Origin of the sequence: Bacillus sp. 2D03, from assembly GCF_003946765.1 — a bacterium.
Taxonomy (GTDB): domain Bacteria; phylum Bacillota; class Bacilli; order Bacillales; family Bacillaceae_G; genus Bacillus_A; species Bacillus_A cereus.
This window is the reverse complement of the sequence record NZ_RPSJ01000006.1, coordinates 46,940-62,623: the sequence shown is the minus strand read 5'-3', so window position 1 is coordinate 62,623 and position 15,684 is coordinate 46,940. Positions and strand designations below refer to the sequence as shown.

Below are 15,684 nucleotides of genomic sequence, written 5' to 3'. Positions count from 1 at the left end.
TTTTTTTACATTTGATACGCAGCATGATTAAAACTGCTTATTTTATAAGCTTTCGTATAATATTCAATATTCGTATCAACTGTTTCTACCTTGACAACATCATAGTGCTCTTCTTGCTTTACTAAAAATAAATAGTATTCCTCTGTTGCCTCAATAATCGCAATTTTATCTGTTTCAACATTATATTGTTCACAAAGCGCTTGTAATGCGTTCACATAATCCCCTAATTTTTTAGACTTATCCATTCCGAATATAGTTTGAACTAACATATACATTCTCCCCTTTATATGTACTGTTAACACCTCGATGATAACGCTTACATTATTTATCGTCAATAAAAACATTCAATTGTTTTAACGCCAAATCTATATTGTATCGAGCCAATAATCAGCGAGGAATTCCCCGCCAATTAAAGCTTCACTTTATCCCGCATTAACTGCCCGTAAAAACCCGATTGGTGAGAGCTGATAATCAGTGGGGGATGAATCCCTCCCACTGATTAAAGTTTCACTTTATCACTTCGTTAATTGATGCCTAAATGCATAAATAACCGCCTGAGTACGATCACTTACATTCAATTTATTTAATATATTACTCACATGTGTCTTTACCGTTTTCAGTGCAATAAATAACTCGTCCGCAATCTCTTGATTACTTTTCCCCTCTGCAATTAATAACAAAATCTCAAACTCTCTTTCCGTTAAATCATCATGCAAAGGTTGCTCTTTCTTTTGACGCATACGGGACATCATTTTCCCGGTAACTTTTGGCTCTAATACTGTTTCTCCATCATAAGTAGCTCGTACAGCATCAGCAATATCACTTGCCCTTGATGTTTTTAATAAGTAACTGGTCGCCCCAGCCTCAATAACAGGATACAATTTTTCGTCATCTAAAAAGCTTGTTACAACTACAATTTTTGCTTCTGGCCATTCTTGAATAATAGCACGTGTTGCTTCGACACCATCCATCTCATCCATAACAAGGTCCATTAAAATAATATCCGGTCTTAATTGCAATGCTAATTCTGATCCTTTTCTTCCATTCTCAGCTTCTCCTACTACTTCAATATCTGGCTGTGTAGATAAATATGCCGATACACCCATACGAACCATTTCATGATCATCGACAAGCAATACTTTTATCATACTTCTCCCCCTCTCTCAATCATAATCGGTACTTTTACTTCTATTTGTGTACCTTTTGCTGGGAAACTAAGTACCTTGAGTGTCCCACCAATTTCATGAACACGCTCTTGCATCGATCTTAGGCCATATGAACCAGCCTTATTAACCCCTACTTCAAACCCAACGCCGTCATCAATGATTTTTAAAATCGCATATTGATCAATTTTTCGAAGGCGCACTTCTGTTTTCTTTGCCTTCGCGTGTCGCAACGTGTTTGATAGCGCTTCTTGCACAATACGGAATAAATGATCTTCTACACCTTTTTTTAATTCTATTGGCTCAATAAGCCATTCAATTTTCATATGTTGCTTTCGCGATAATTCCGTCAATAATTCCTCTATACCTTCTGTCAGTTTCTTACCTTCTAATTGTACAGGCCGTAAATGAAGAAGCAACGCTCTCATTTCTGATTGTGCATTTACAACCATATTTTCAACGAGCTGCAACTGCTTTTTTGTCGTTTCTGGAATTTCAGCTACTTGTTCATTAATAGCTGACATCATCATCGACATTGCGAAAAGCTGCTGACTTACTGAATCATGCAACTCCCTTGCTAAACGATGCCTTTCTTGAGAAATCGCTTCTTGTCTCATCTCTTCATTCCAATGAGCTCGTTCATTCGTTACTTTTTGAAAGAGTCCAGCTTGCTCCTCTAATCGACGAGCCAGAACGATTACTTTTCGTTCCACTTCATGAAATTCATCATCTGCAGTAAACGAAACATCGCTCGGAAAATTCCCTCGCTCTACTTCAAATAGAAACGTATTTAATCCTTGTATACGCTGCTCTATATAGTAACCGATTGCATATCCTACAATTCCCCCGATAAGTAAACTTGTAGTCATAATAAACAAGCCAATTGGAACAGAAGCGATGGATTCCTTCCATAATAAATCATACACTTGTTGCTCGCTTTTCCATACATATACAATTGTACAAATGAGTGCGATACTAACAGAGGACAACATAGAATAACGAATATACATCCACGAAATATTTTTTTGTTTCTTCATTATACTTTCCTCACTTCCGTGTCGCCTACGACAAGCGAAGAAATAATTTTAATACGACGAGGAGCCTCTTTATACTGCTCTGTTCTAAATGTAACATTGCGGTTAAACCCTGTCTCTTCATGACCTGGCAAGAGCACACGTCCGACAATAACAGAATGATTTAAAGAAAGTTCAATATCATATGGCACATATAAACGAATATTGCCAACGACACCCCGAATAACAATTACCGTTTCCCCTTCTGGAATCATAGCAGTCGTTAAATCTATTTCCACATCACAGGCACCATATTGAACATTAATATCCTCAAGTTCATAAATATGATCCATCATTCGTACATTGCCTACAAACATATTTTTTAAATATGTTTCTGTACGATATATTTGCTTCTCTTCGTCTATAATCCCTTTTTCTTTAATTTCAACCTTCATTGCTTTTTGCTGATGTCCTTGTTGAATCAATTGATAACCTATTAAAGCTAAACAAGCAAATACGACAAGAACAAATGCTGCTGATGAAAATAAGAAGAATAAAAATACGATACCACCAACAAATAAAAATACATTTCCCCGTACATAACGATTCTTTTTACGATAATGCCTTCCAAACATAAGCATAATAAATGCAAAAATGAGACCACCTGGTTCAAAATGTCCAAGTATCATATCAAGAAAAAGACCGAATCCAAATATGATGAGGAGCATCCCCATTAATTGTGTCTTTGAAAAATGTTTCTTCATTTCAGCTCCCCCCTTCTTGTCACATATACATAGAAGAAAAGGCATTGCTTTCCAACACCTTTTCTCCTATCACTATATCATAAGCCTGTTTTATAATATACCACTATTATTTTGTTAACTCTTTCGTTAACGATACATCATTCTTTTCTTTCATTTCACGCTCAAGTTTTGCAATTTTCATATCAAACGTGTCACGTTCATGCTCTTCATTCATACGAGTTTCTAAGTCACGAATATGATCTTCAATCTCTTCAAATCGTAAGAACGGATTATTTTCATCCATTTTATGCATCGCAGTATTCATACGACGATTTGCATGTGCCATATTTTCACGTGCCATTAGTTCCATTCGTTTTGCGTGCATTTCTTTTAATTTATTTTTCATTTCAGAAAGACGACGCTCTAACTCATCAATTTGCTCTACAACACCTGCATACATTTCTTCTAATCGAGTTACTTGCCCTTCATAATAAGCTACCTCTTCTAACGCACGTTCGTGCAATTGTAATTCGCCTGCTTCTTGAGCAATGATAGCTTGCTTTGATCTTTTATTAACGAAATAACGTGCTTGCTCAAGCTCACGAGCAAAATTAGATTTTAATGTTTTATGACGCCCAATTAACTTCTCAATTTTTGTTATTTCACGCTCACTATCACGTAAATATTGGTTTAACATCGCAATTGGATTTTTTCTTTCCTTCTCATCTAACACGTTATGAAAATCAGCTAAAATTGCATCGCGTACACGTCCGAATAAAGATTGTTTCATTATAAATCTTCCTCTCTTCTACTTTATTTATAATTTGATTTATTGTTTTAGTTTTTCATTAATTTGTTCCACTCATCTTCAAAGTTGCTATATGGTTTAGAACTTTCTGGAGCAGATTCAACAACTACATCTTTTTCTTTTTTCCACTCACGGTATCCGTAGTATAAAACCACTAAAGCAGCGATACCGATTAATGCTGGTGAATGAGAAAGTGCAATGGATAAACCGATTAAACCAACAATACCCCAAGCTAACTTTCCAAAAAATGATTTAGCTCGCACAAATGATTTATAGCTCCAATATACAACTCCTGCTCCGATTGCGAATCCTACAATACCAGCAAGACTACCAAGAGTAATTAAAGCCAAAATACCGGCTGCGATAAACGCTAGAAATTGTTTCATCTTGTGCTTGCCTCCCTTCGATTTGATACTCTTATCTTAACTAATTTTTCGTCTTCCCATAACGAGCTTAAGAACCGTTTTTAACTCAGACTTAAGACCGAGTCATATTCAGCCCTTTACGCAAAAAAACGTGCAGAATCTATTCTCTGCACGTTTTTTAATTACTAACATTCATATTAAATTAAGCTGTTTTATGATACTCTTTTTTCTCAGCTACTTTCGAAAACCTTGGAAACCCAATTAAAATAGAAACAATCCCACATACTCCAACTAACATTGGATAAAATGCATATGGCAACAATTCAACCGGAGATAACGCTGCAAATCCTGCTGCCGTTAACATTTGGGCACCGTACGGAATTAATCCTTGCACACAACATGAGAAAAGATCTAATACACTCGCTGATTTACGAGGGTCTATTTCATATTGATCTGCAATATTTTTTGCAAGGGGTCCTGTAAAGATAATTGAAATCGTATTATTCGCTGTACACATATTCGTCATACTCACTAAACCAGCAATACCAAATTCCGCTCCTTTTTTCGAACGAATATTACGTGTTAATACATTCATCAAATATTGAATACCACCATTATATTGGATTAATTCAACCATACCGCCAATTAATATAGCAAGTAATACTAACTCCATCATACCGCCCATTCCAGTCGTTACACTTTTAAAGAAACTTTCTAACGTGTAACTTCCATCTATAAGACCGATAACACCAGATAGTACAGTTCCACCAGTTAATACAATAAGTACATTCCAGCCAAGTAGCGCTGTAATAAGTACTCCTGCGTACGGTAAAATCTTTATCCAATCAAAGTTATGTGCTTTAATGTGCGTGTCACTTCCTGAAGTAACTATTACTAATAGTACAATTGTAATAATAGCCGCTGGTAACACAATTAAAAAGTTCGTTTTAAACTTATCTTTCATTTCTGTTCCTTGTGAACGAACAGCTGCAATTGTTGTATCTGAAATAAATGATAAATTATCACCAAACATCGCTCCGCCAACAACAGTAGCCATTGCAAGCGCAATTGAGATATCAGTTTGACCACTAATACCTACAGCAATCGGCGCTAATGCTGCAATTGTTCCCATTGAAGTTCCCATCGCTAATGAAATAAATGCACCAATAACAAAGATTCCAGCTACGATAAATCCTGGCGGTAAAATAGTTAACGCTAAATTAACAGTTGAGTCTACTCCGCCCATTCCTTTAGCAGTTTCAGAAAATGCACCTGCAAGCACAAAAATTAATACCATAATCATAATATCCGGATTTCCTGCACCTTTAGCGAACCGCTCTACTTTCACATTAAAACTTTCTTTACGATTCATCACTAAAGCGACTCCTACAGCAATTGAAATCGCTACAAGTATCGGCAATTTATAGAAATCACCTGTAATAATTCCAGAACCAATAAATAGCGCCAAAAATATCCCAAGTGGTAATAAAGCTAAACCATTTTCTCTCGTTTCTTTCAAAGTACCATCTCTCCCTAGTTTCAACCTTTTTCTAATGAATAACAAAAGACCTCTTCCGATGAGAAGAGGTCTTATACATCTATAAGAAACACTCTTCTCATCTTTCAAGCACACGCTTGCTGGATTTGGCACAGCACTCTGAAATCGAGTCCGCTGCCGAGGCATCGTAGGGCCAGTCCCTCCGCCTCTCTTTATAAGAAGGTTTCATATTTATTTTTTAATAATAATTTCTTCCCTAACTTTACTCGCTTACAAAACAAAAGTCAATTATTTTTTGTATAGATTTTTTTGGTAATTATACAAAAATTTGAATACAACAATCATTTCAACTTTTCTATTTCTTCTTTCAATATTGAAATCCAATAAAATTTACTATTTTTTATTGTTGCTAATATCCATTTCGTAGTATACGAAGCTAACTCATACTCTTCCTTCGTGACATCGCCACTTTTATAAGCATACTCTAGCTCCTCTTCATCTAATACATACACCTTACCGCTAGGTAATAATACTACATCTAAATATAAATCATCAAAATACGGTAAACCACGATCGTCTATTTTATATTCTTTCGCCACATCTATATAATATTGCACTAATTTTTTCTGATCATCTAACATAGCGGTAATCGCAAAGTTTTTCCCGTCTATGAAATATTGAATCCACGTATACTGATCCGCTGCAATACAAAGTTCTTCACCATCATATTCTTTACAACTAGGCTCTCTCACCTTTTTTATATCCAGTATTCCGAGCATTCCCTCTTCCATTTGCTTAACCGTATAACTCTTTTCTATTAGTCTCTTCCACGAAGAACCGTCACCATATTTTCGTTTCATTATGTCTGCTCCTCTTCTATATACAGAAAAGCTCCCACATATTATGTGAGAGCTTGTTCATATTATAATTAAGCCGCTTGACCCTTTTCAGAAATCTCTTTTAAATAAGCTTGTCCTTTTTCAGCGTCATATTGACCTTCCCACTTAGACATAACTACAGCTGCTAAAGAGTTTCCTACAACGTTAACTGCTGTACGAGCCATATCTAAAATACGGTCAATACCAGCAATGAACGCTAAGCCTTCAGGTGGAATACCTACTGTACCAAGTGTCGCTAATAATACAACGAATGATACGCCCGGTACACCTGCGATACCTTTTGATGTAACCATTAATACAAGCAATAATGTAATTTGTTGTGTAATAGATAAATCAATACCGTACATTTGCGCTAAGAAAATAGCCGCAATTGCTTGATATAAAGTTGATCCATCTAAGTTAAATGAATAACCTGTCGGAATAACGAAAGATGTAATTGCTTTCGGACAACCGAATTTCTCCATTTTCTCCATGATTTTTGGTAAAACTGTTTCTGAGCTTGCTGTAGAATACGCTAAGATCAGCTCGTCTTTTAAAATCTTAAAGAATTGGAAAATGTTGATTCCAAATATTTTCGCTGTAAGTCCTAAGACAACTACGACGAAGAAGATCATTGCCCCATATACGACAATTAGTAATTTCCCTAATGGAATTAATGAAGCAAGACCAAATGTAGAAACTGTAACACCAATTAGTGCAAACACACCAAATGGTGCAAATTTCATAACTTGGTTTGTTACGTAAAACATTGCGTCAGCTACACCTTGGAAAAATTGAAGAACTGGTCTTCCTCTTTCACCAATTGCTGCTACACCTAAACCAAATAGTACAGAGAAGAAGATAATAGCAAGCATATCTCCGTCAGCCAATGACTTCATAATGTTCGTTGGAACAATATTTACAAACGTATCTGCAAATGAATGACTTTGTACTTGCTCTGTCGTATGTGTATATTTCGAAATATCTGTCTTTGTTAACTGCTCCATATTTACGCCTTTTCCTGGTTGGAAAATATTCGCTATTAATAGACCAACAATAATTGCAATTGTTGTAATAATTTCAAAGTAAAGAATTGTTTTTCCGCCTAGTCGACCTAGTTTTTTAACATCGCCAACACCAGCAACCCCAACAACAATACTTGCTACAACAATCGGTACAACGATCATTTTAATTAATCGGATGAAAATATCACCAATTGGTTGTAAGTACTTCACAACAGCTGGATTATCAAAGAAAATCGCCCCAACCGCAATACCAAGCGCAAGCCCTATTAATATTTGCCATGCAAGTCCTATTCTTTTCATATTTGTTGTAACCCCCTCTTCGATGTGTCACTCTATCTCTCATTCTATCTCTATAAAACTAAGAAATTAAGAGTATTACATATTATTCGACAATTCACTACATTTTGTCCCTGTTAAAAATCATAAATCAAAAATTTAAATCTGACAACAAAATAACTTTGCCCGAACACAAATAATTTTCTTGACAAAAAGCAGACCTATGTCAGAAAACCTAACATGAGAACGATTCCTCACTAGTGTTTTATTAGCTTTCCAAGTAATATTTTACCTCATAAAAACGATTACTTTCCTTCTTCATTTTACAGATTAATTCCAAAATATACCTTTGTTACACATATGAATAAAATGTATGTACTATGACAATTACAGTTGAAAAATGATAAATTCCGACAAAACTTAGCAATTTTATAAAGTTTTCTTTACATTATGATTACAACGATAGACACTCTTCTTCTTATGATATATAACATTCATAGAGAAAGGAGTCAGACAACTATGAAAAAGAAATTTGCAGCGTTTAGTGTTTTAGCAGCAGGAACGATTTTTGCTTCCCCGTTACTTTCACCCGTATACGCTGAAACAAATCAAGATAAATTATCTAACATTCAATCTGAATTAGAAGGCAAACAAAGTGACTTACAAAATAAATCAGTCGAGAAAGAACAAATAGAAAAAGAAATTCAAGAATTACAGAAGAAAATTGATGAATTAACTACTTCTATTAATAAAAACGAAGCTGAATTAAACGATACAAAAAAAGAAATTAGCAAAACTCAACAAGTAATTGCTGACAAAAAGAAACATATAGAACAATTACAAACAAACATAGATACACGTCAGGAAGTTATTAAACAACGATTACAATCTATGCAAGAAAAACCTCGTACAAATATCATTACAGAGGTACTAACAAATTCTTCAAATATTGCCGATCTTGTTGATAATATGTACTCCGTAAGTTTAATATTAAACAACGATACAGATATTGTAAAAAAACAAACATCTGATCAAAATGCTGTAACTACAGAAAAAGAGGCTGTTGAGAAAAAAGAACAACAACTGAAAGAATCTGAGCAAAAACTAGAACAAAAACAGCAAGAATTACAAAATAACCAACAACAGCAACAAACTCTTATTAACGATCTACATACGAAAGTAGCAAAAGTAGATTCAGAGATTGAAGGATTAGAAGAATCCAAAGGCATTTTAGAAAATCAACGTCAAGCTGTGCAAAAAGCAATTGAAGAAGAAAAACGGGCCGAAGAAGCTCGTAAAGCGGAAGAAGCCCGCCAGGCAGAAGAGGCCCGCAAACAACAAGCTACTAAATCTGCTCAAGCAACTCAAGCAGCTCCAACACCACATGATACAAACATCGGTGGCTTTATCAAACCAGCAGCTGGATCAAAAACTTCCGGATTTGGTGTACGTTCTTTAGATAACCATAAAGGAATTGACATCGCTGCTTCGGGAACGGTTCCAATTATCGCCGCTGCAGATGGCGTTGTTATTCGTTCAGAATTATCATCTAGTTACGGAAACGTAGTGTATTTATCTCACCGTATAAACGGAAAAACATATACGACAGTATATGCTCATATGAATAGCCGTTCTGTATCGAATGGACAAACTGTAAAACAAGGCGATCAGCTTGGATTTATGGGGAACACGGGCCAATCATACGGACAACATTTACACTTCGAACTTCATCTTGGAGAATGGAATGTCGGCAAGACAAACGCAGTTGACCCATCTCCTTATATCGGATTATAAAAAACCTCGGTGCCTACCGAGGTTTTTTATTTACACTTCACACAATATAGGCATTCTACATAGACTATAACTAAATGCCTATAGTTTACGGGGTGATCAATATGAATACGCAATTACAACAAAAAATAGAAGAAGCTAGAGAGACGTATATTGGCCGGATATTTACATTTGGCGGCTCAGTGTTATTTTTAATCGGTTCATTCCTTGCAGTCACTACAGCCTATAAAGCATATAATCGTTTATTACACTCATCAACATCCACATAAAAAAAGACGGGAGATCCCCGCCTTTTTTTATGCAAACATTTTAAATACACCTATCGCATTTAAAAATACAATTATTACAGTTACCGGAATAACATAACGAAGTAAGAAGAACCAAATGTTAAATAACGTTTTCCCCTTCGTTTCCGTCACTTCTAATTCTTTCATCAATAACTCTTTACTCATTTTATTTGGTACAAATAATGAAATAGCTAGTACTCCTAACGGCAGCAATACGTTACTTACCGAAAAGTCAACTAAATCAAAGAATGTTTTCCCGAATATTTTCACGTCACTCATAATCCCAAATGATAAAGCTGATGGAATACCGACTGCAAAAATAAGAATACCGATTAATAATGATGCTGACGGACGCTTCTTCTCATTACCTTTCGCAACAGATGCTACTACAATTTCAAGCATTGAAATTGCTGATGTTAAAGTCGCAAAGAAGAATAAAATTAAAAACATAATAAAGAAAAATTGACCAAATGGTATTTTTGCAAATACTGCCGGAAGGACGATAAACAGTAATCCTGGTCCTTCAGTTGGTTTTACTCCTAATGCGAAAATCGCTGGGAAAATTGCTAATCCTGCAAGTACTGTAACAAAAACAGTTAAACTTACAATAGATGTTGCTGATTTCGCTAAATGTTCCTCTTTCTTTAAATACGAACTATACGTGACCATTACTGAGGCACCTACTGTTAGTGAGAAGAAAGATTGTCCCATCGCGTATAAAATCGTATCTGCTGTAAGCTTTGAAAAATCTGGCTTTAAGAAGAACTCTACTCCAGCAAAAGCACCATCGAGTGTTAACGCACGAACAATAATCGCAATAAATAAAATAAATAATAGCGGCATCATGTACTTACTTGCCTTTTCTATACCTTTCTCTACACCTTTACTTACGACAAAAATTGTACAAAGCATAAAGATAAATTGTGCTCCAATCGCACTTAACGGATTTGAAATCGTTTCACCGAACAATTGTCCATAATCAGCTGCTCTATTCCAGAAACTTCCTGTCACACTATAATATAAATAAAGTAAAATCCATCCACCTACAACACTATAAAAAGATAGTACACTAAAACAAGTAACAACTCCCATACGACCAATCCAAGGATATACTTTGCTATTTGGTACTAGTACTTTATAAGCTGTAACGGCCTCTTTTTGCGTGCTACGTCCAATAACAAACTCCGCTATTAAAAGAGGCATACCTATAAATAAAGTTAATAGTAAAAATACAAGGAAGAATGCGCCTCCCCCGCCATTACCTGCAACATATGGAAATTTCCATATCGCACCAAGACCTACTGCGGCTCCGGCTGCTGCGAGTACAAAGCCTATTTTCGACGTCCATTGCTGTGTTTCTTTCATCATAAATTCTCCTTTTCTGAATATTTAAACTTTTGTTAATTATACACTTTCATTTCATACTCGCACACCTCCTTTAGAAAATAAAAAAGTCCCCTACACGCAAATATGCATGTAGAGGACGATATATGTAATATAAATACCGTGGTACCACCTCAATTGGATTGATAAATCCCACTTGTTCAAGTACAGGAATAATTCCGATACTCTATCCTTTTAACGGCGGAACCCGGGTTGCCTACTACAATGTTCAACATACCTCTCGCAAGCCCATTCTGTATATTTTATCGTACCGGGCTCCCACCTAACCCCAGCTCTCTGAACGCATCAAATATACGTACTCTTCTTGCTCATCGATTTCATCTATTGAAGTTACTTGTGATTATAAATTATATTTTTATATTTGTAAAGCGCACTTTATCTTTTATTATTTTAAAATCTTTTCCTCTAATTCTCGTAAAAAACTTTCTCTTTTCCCCTCGTTTTGCACATATACTGATTTCAACACTTCTTGGAGCAATATATTTCGTTCCCTCTTTTCTAACTGTAAATCTTTTAACTTCAACCTTACTTCATATAAAAAATCTAAATACGATTCATATGTCTCATCATATTTATTTGCAATATCATCTCGAATTTTTTTTGCGAGCTTCGGGCTCGCTCCCCCAGTAGAAACTGCTATATTAAGTGAACCACGATGAATCGCTGCCGGAAAATGAACATTACCACTTTCCGGATTTGTAATAACATTTACTAATTGATTCTCAGCGGCATCTTCAGCAACTTGTTCATTTAATATTGAATCACTACTCGCTGCAACAACTAAAAAAGCACTTTTAATATCACTTTTTTCATATTCTCTTTGATACCAACGAATTTTCTTTTCTTCCACAAGTTTTACTAAATTCGCATCTAATTCTGGACTGATCACAACTATATCCGCACCCTGTTTGAGTAAAGGAATAATTTTAAATCCTGCAACTTTTCCCCCGCCAATAACAACAACGCGTTTCTCATTAACTCGCACTGTAAGTGGATACATACTGATCTCCTTTCAATAACTCCGTCGTTTTCTGAATTAACATATCTTGAAACGCTTCATTCTTCCCTAAATATGGACTGATTTTTATCTCTTCCAATTCATGTTGGCGCACTTCTTTCTCAATATGTTTCATAAGTAAACCTGTAAATAACAAGTAAGGCAGTACAACGATGTTCTTTTCTTTTCGTTCTACTACTTCCTTTAACTTCTTCTCAAATTTTGGCTCTGCAGCCGCTAAATAACAAACTTCTACTTTTTTAACCTTCTCTTTTGTTTGAAATAAAGAAGCAATCCAGTTTATATCTCTTAATACTTCAGGATCACTACTCCCTCTTGCAACGAGAAGTAACGTCACTTCATTTTTATCTTCCTGTTCGATGCCACTTCCGCTATACACCGATTTAACAAGTGTTTCTGATACACCAAACGGATTACCATAAGTCACTTTAACATTTGGATATTGATTCTTGAGCTTTACCAATTCAAACGGAATATCTTTCTTCACATGACCTGCCGCTAATAAAAAAACAGGGATAGCAATAATCTCTGTGGCCCCACGCTTCACACATGTACGAAAACCATCTTCAATAGAAGGATTCGCTAACTCTAAAAAACAAACTTCTTGAATAGTCGCTTCTATACGGCTCATACACGATGTAATAAATTGAATCGCCTCTTCTTTCGCTGTCTTCAAACGACTTCCATGACATATATATAAAACGGCTTTCATTTTACAACACTCCACTTACTTGATAAGCATTTTCTGTCTGCTTCTCAAACCAATGAATTTTTTCTCTAAAACGGACAACTTCTCCAATTACAATCATGCTCGGATTTTGAATTTGCTCTTTTTTCGCAACATCTACAATTGTCCCTAACGTTCCAACAACTGTGCGTTGCATAGACGTCGTCCCCTGCTCAATAATAGCAGCTGGCGTACTTTTATCTTTTCCATGCTTCATAAGTTGCTCACATATGTAGGGCAAATTACTAACCCCCATATATACCGCTAAAGTCTCTACACCTTTCGCTAAACTTTCCCATTTCACTTCTTCTTCAGCACCTTCTTTCCTATGCCCAGTCACAATAGCAAAACTTGCACTTGCATCACGGTGCGTCACTGGAATGCCCGCATAAGCAGGAGCAGCTATTCCAGCTGAAATACCAGGAATGATTTCAAATGGTACACCTTGCTTTGCTAATGCTTCAGCTTCTTCTCCCCCTCTACCAAACACAAATGGATCGCCGCCCTTAAGCCTCGTTACAACTTTTCCTTTTTTCGCATACTTAATAAGAAACGTGTTAATTGTCTCTTGCTTCATCGTGTGATAATTCGGGAGTTTTCCGCAATAAATTAAATCCGCGTCAGGCTTTGCGTGTGAAAGCAGCTCTTTATTCACAAGTCGGTCGTATAAAATAACATCTGCCTTCTCAATACATTTCAACCCTTTAACAGTAATTAAATCTGGATCGCCAGGACCCGCTCCAACAATATAAACCTTTCCCATCATCTCTCCTCATTTCTTCTATTAAAATGAAACTTCCATTCGTATATAAGAATGGAAGTTTTTATTTTTTCGTATTACTGATCTCTACTCATGGATAACAAATGCCGCACCTTTTCGAATCTTCTTTTTTTCAAACAAAGAAATCTCTTTTACCTCTGGCAACGGTAAAAAATGCTTTTCAAGCTCAATCTCCGCAAGCTTAAATGCCTGTTCTTCACTTTGAGCAACAACAACTATCGGAACAATATCACTCACTAATACAGCTTCAAATCGATATAAATCCATATCGTCCCTCCTAAGACGCTATTACTTCTTCTAGCACGTTATTTAACGCTATTTGTAATGTATCTACACCAACACGACCTACAAAATCATAAAATGTTTCGGCTGGTAATTTATTCTCTTTGAAATAACTTATAAATGATGCGAGTACATCAGGTAGATCCTCGCCATCTATTTTTCCTTTTAACTTTTGATTGTAGGCACCGCCATCTAATAATGTTCCACCTACGTATATTTCAAACGCTTCAACAATGCCTTTTTCCTTCGTTTTCATTTTCACACCTTGTAACCCAATGTCAGCAATTTGACGTTGACCACATGAATTCGGGCAGCCTACCATATGAATTCGAACTGGAACATCGAGTGCAATTTGTGTATCTAAGTATTCTGCAATTTTTCGTAATCTTTCTTTCGTTTCTACTAGTGCAAGATTACAATATTCAATACCGGTACATGAAACCGCATGACCAATAAATGATTTCGGGCTAGCAGATATCGCTTCAAACAGCGGTTCACTAAGTAATCCTTTTACATTTTCCGGAGGAACGTTCGGAATAATGAAGTTTTGCGAGTTACATGTACGAATTTGTCCATTTCCATATTGCTTTGCGATTCTTGCAATCTCAAACATTTCTTCTGCATGTAAACGACCTACCGGTACATTAAAACCTACATATTTTAATCCCTCTTGTTTTTGGTCTTGAACACCATAAAAATAGCCTGCATTCCATCCTTTGAGTGCACTTTCCCCTTTACTTTGTAAAGGCCCTGTATACTCTATTAGTTTCTCTTTAAATTTCTCTGCTCCCCAGTCCGCAACAAGAAATTTCAACCGAGCTAAATGACGTTTCTCACGATATCCAAAATCACGGAATATAGTAGCAATCGCAATCGCCACCGCCTTCACTTCTTCTGGTAAAACGAATACATCTAATTCCTCAGCTAAATACGGACGGGCTGATAATCCTCCACCTACTTTTATATGAAAACCAACTTTTTTCTCACCATCTATTTCTTTCGTAGCAGGTGTAAATGCAACACAGTTAATCTCTGCGTTTGCTGAGTTATAAATATTAGAGCTAATAGACATTTTAAATTTACGTGGTAAATTAGAAAACTCTTCATTATGCTGGAAGTAATCGTATACTTCTTTTACAATATGCGTTGTATCAAATAATTCATTTGCATCAATGCCAGCAAGCGGATTACCTGTAATATTACGCGTTATATCACCACACGCTCCAGCTGAAGACAATCCAACTCTCGCTAATCTATTAAAAATATCTGGAATTTGATGAATTTCTAACCAATGAAACTGAATCGCTTGTCTCGTCGTAATATCTATTACATCACGTCCATAATCTTCAGCGATAGAAGCAAGTACTTCTGCCTGTGCATTTGTAATAATCCCTGACGGAATATTTACCCGCATCATAAAATAACCAGCTTCTTTCGGTCTTTGTAAATACAAGCCTGCCCATTTAAAGGCATCCCACTCTTCTTTCGGAATAGATTCGAAACCATTTTCCGCATAGTAAGGAATATCATTAAAAATTTCTAAGCCATCTTTTTCTAATTTATTTTTCTCGGTCTGATTTAATTTTTCATTGTTAGCCCATACTTTTTCATAACTCATTGTTTAT

The 15,684-nt window shown here is 35.9% G+C and carries 17 protein-coding genes, 1 riboswitch and 1 other annotated feature; of the genes, 2 read left to right on the top strand and 15 right to left on the bottom strand.

What is annotated here, in order from left to right; translation table 11 throughout:
- Nucleotides 1–5: 5 nt before the first annotated feature.
- The 9 genes from EBQ15_RS15015 to gltP all read right to left on the bottom strand — a co-directional run bounded on the left by EBQ15_RS15015 (nt 6) and on the right by gltP (nt 7,793).
- Nucleotides 6–344 (bottom strand): DUF3922 domain-containing protein, encoded by a 339-nt coding sequence (locus EBQ15_RS15015; RefSeq protein WP_115735452.1) that lies wholly within the window; start codon nt 342–344, stop codon nt 6–8.
- 171 nt (nt 345–515) lie between these two features.
- Nucleotides 516–1,148, bottom strand: a complete 633-nt coding sequence (locus tag EBQ15_RS15010) for a response regulator (protein ID WP_000598707.1) — start codon at nt 1,146–1,148, stop codon at nt 516–518.
- On the bottom strand, nt 1,145–2,200 hold the full coding sequence (locus tag EBQ15_RS15005) for a sensor histidine kinase (protein WP_000744334.1): 1,056 nt from the start codon (nt 2,198–2,200) through the stop codon (nt 1,145–1,147). Before EBQ15_RS15005 ends, EBQ15_RS15010 begins: the two co-directional genes overlap by 4 nt.
- Complete coding sequence (gene liaF / locus EBQ15_RS15000; protein WP_000716095.1) at nt 2,200–2,940, bottom strand: cell wall-active antibiotics response protein LiaF; 741 nt, start codon at nt 2,938–2,940, stop codon at nt 2,200–2,202. Before liaF ends, EBQ15_RS15005 begins: the two co-directional genes overlap by 1 nt.
- Nucleotides 2,941–3,046: 106 nt before the next feature.
- Nucleotides 3,047–3,709 (bottom strand): PspA/IM30 family protein, encoded by a 663-nt coding sequence (locus EBQ15_RS14995; protein ID WP_000814133.1) that lies wholly within the window; start codon nt 3,707–3,709, stop codon nt 3,047–3,049.
- A gap of 47 nt (nt 3,710–3,756) precedes the next feature.
- Nucleotides 3,757–4,113, bottom strand: coding sequence for a lmo0954 family membrane protein (locus EBQ15_RS14990; RefSeq protein ID WP_000808650.1), 357 nt, complete (start codon nt 4,111–4,113; stop codon nt 3,757–3,759).
- A 181-nt stretch (nt 4,114–4,294) separates the two neighbouring features.
- A complete protein-coding gene (locus tag EBQ15_RS14985) occupies nt 4,295–5,611 on the bottom strand; it encodes a Na+/H+ antiporter NhaC family protein (protein ID WP_000665465.1) in 1,317 nt (438 codons plus the stop codon).
- A 94-nt stretch (nt 5,612–5,705) separates the two neighbouring features.
- A riboswitch (SAM riboswitch) is annotated at nt 5,706–5,811 on the bottom strand.
- Nucleotides 5,812–5,931: 120 nt separating this feature from the next.
- A complete protein-coding gene (locus EBQ15_RS14980; RefSeq protein ID WP_000824655.1) occupies nt 5,932–6,450 on the bottom strand; it encodes a ribonuclease FAU-1 family protein in 519 nt (172 codons plus the stop codon).
- A 68-nt stretch (nt 6,451–6,518) separates the two neighbouring features.
- Nucleotides 6,519–7,793 (bottom strand): glutamate/aspartate:proton symporter GltP, encoded by a 1,275-nt coding sequence (gene gltP, locus EBQ15_RS14975; protein ID WP_000821130.1) that lies wholly within the window; start codon nt 7,791–7,793, stop codon nt 6,519–6,521.
- 495 nt (nt 7,794–8,288) lie between these two features.
- Here gltP and EBQ15_RS14970 point away from each other — a divergent pair, with 495 nt between their 5' ends.
- Nucleotides 8,289–9,563 carry a murein hydrolase activator EnvC family protein gene (locus tag EBQ15_RS14970; protein WP_000726081.1) on the top strand — a complete coding sequence of 425 codons (1,275 nt, stop codon included), beginning with the start codon at nt 8,289–8,291 and terminating at the stop codon, nt 9,561–9,563.
- Nucleotides 9,564–9,664: 101 nt separating this feature from the next.
- Nucleotides 9,665–9,829, top strand: a complete 165-nt coding sequence (locus EBQ15_RS31165; protein ID WP_001096002.1) for a hypothetical protein — start codon at nt 9,665–9,667, stop codon at nt 9,827–9,829.
- Between the two features lie 27 nt (nt 9,830–9,856).
- Here the strand turns inward: EBQ15_RS31165 and EBQ15_RS14965 are convergent, their stop codons facing one another.
- From EBQ15_RS14965 to EBQ15_RS14940, 6 genes are all read right to left on the bottom strand, one after another.
- Nucleotides 9,857–11,212: a sodium-dependent transporter gene (locus EBQ15_RS14965; RefSeq protein ID WP_000665441.1), complete on the bottom strand. Its 1,356-nt coding sequence runs from the start codon at nt 11,210–11,212 to the stop codon at nt 9,857–9,859.
- A 111-nt stretch (nt 11,213–11,323) separates the two neighbouring features.
- Nucleotides 11,324–11,572 (bottom strand) — a binding site (T-box leader).
- A gap of 64 nt (nt 11,573–11,636) precedes the next feature.
- On the bottom strand, nt 11,637–12,251 hold the full coding sequence (locus EBQ15_RS14960; RefSeq protein WP_000283365.1) for an NAD(P)-binding protein: 615 nt from the start codon (nt 12,249–12,251) through the stop codon (nt 11,637–11,639).
- Complete coding sequence (locus tag EBQ15_RS14955; RefSeq protein ID WP_000648890.1) at nt 12,226–12,981, bottom strand: sirohydrochlorin chelatase; 756 nt, start codon at nt 12,979–12,981, stop codon at nt 12,226–12,228. Before EBQ15_RS14955 ends, EBQ15_RS14960 begins: the two co-directional genes overlap by 26 nt.
- Before the next feature lies 1 nt (nt 12,982).
- On the bottom strand, nt 12,983–13,759 hold the full coding sequence (gene cobA / locus EBQ15_RS14950) for a uroporphyrinogen-III C-methyltransferase (RefSeq protein ID WP_000521255.1): 777 nt from the start codon (nt 13,757–13,759) through the stop codon (nt 12,983–12,985).
- A gap of 84 nt (nt 13,760–13,843) precedes the next feature.
- Nucleotides 13,844–14,044, bottom strand: coding sequence for a DUF3906 family protein (locus tag EBQ15_RS14945; RefSeq protein ID WP_000366918.1), 201 nt, complete (start codon nt 14,042–14,044; stop codon nt 13,844–13,846).
- Between the two features lie 10 nt (nt 14,045–14,054).
- Nucleotides 14,055–15,677 (bottom strand): nitrite/sulfite reductase, encoded by a 1,623-nt coding sequence (locus EBQ15_RS14940; RefSeq protein ID WP_000119607.1) that lies wholly within the window; start codon nt 15,675–15,677, stop codon nt 14,055–14,057.
- Between the last annotated feature and the right edge of the window lie 7 nt (nt 15,678–15,684).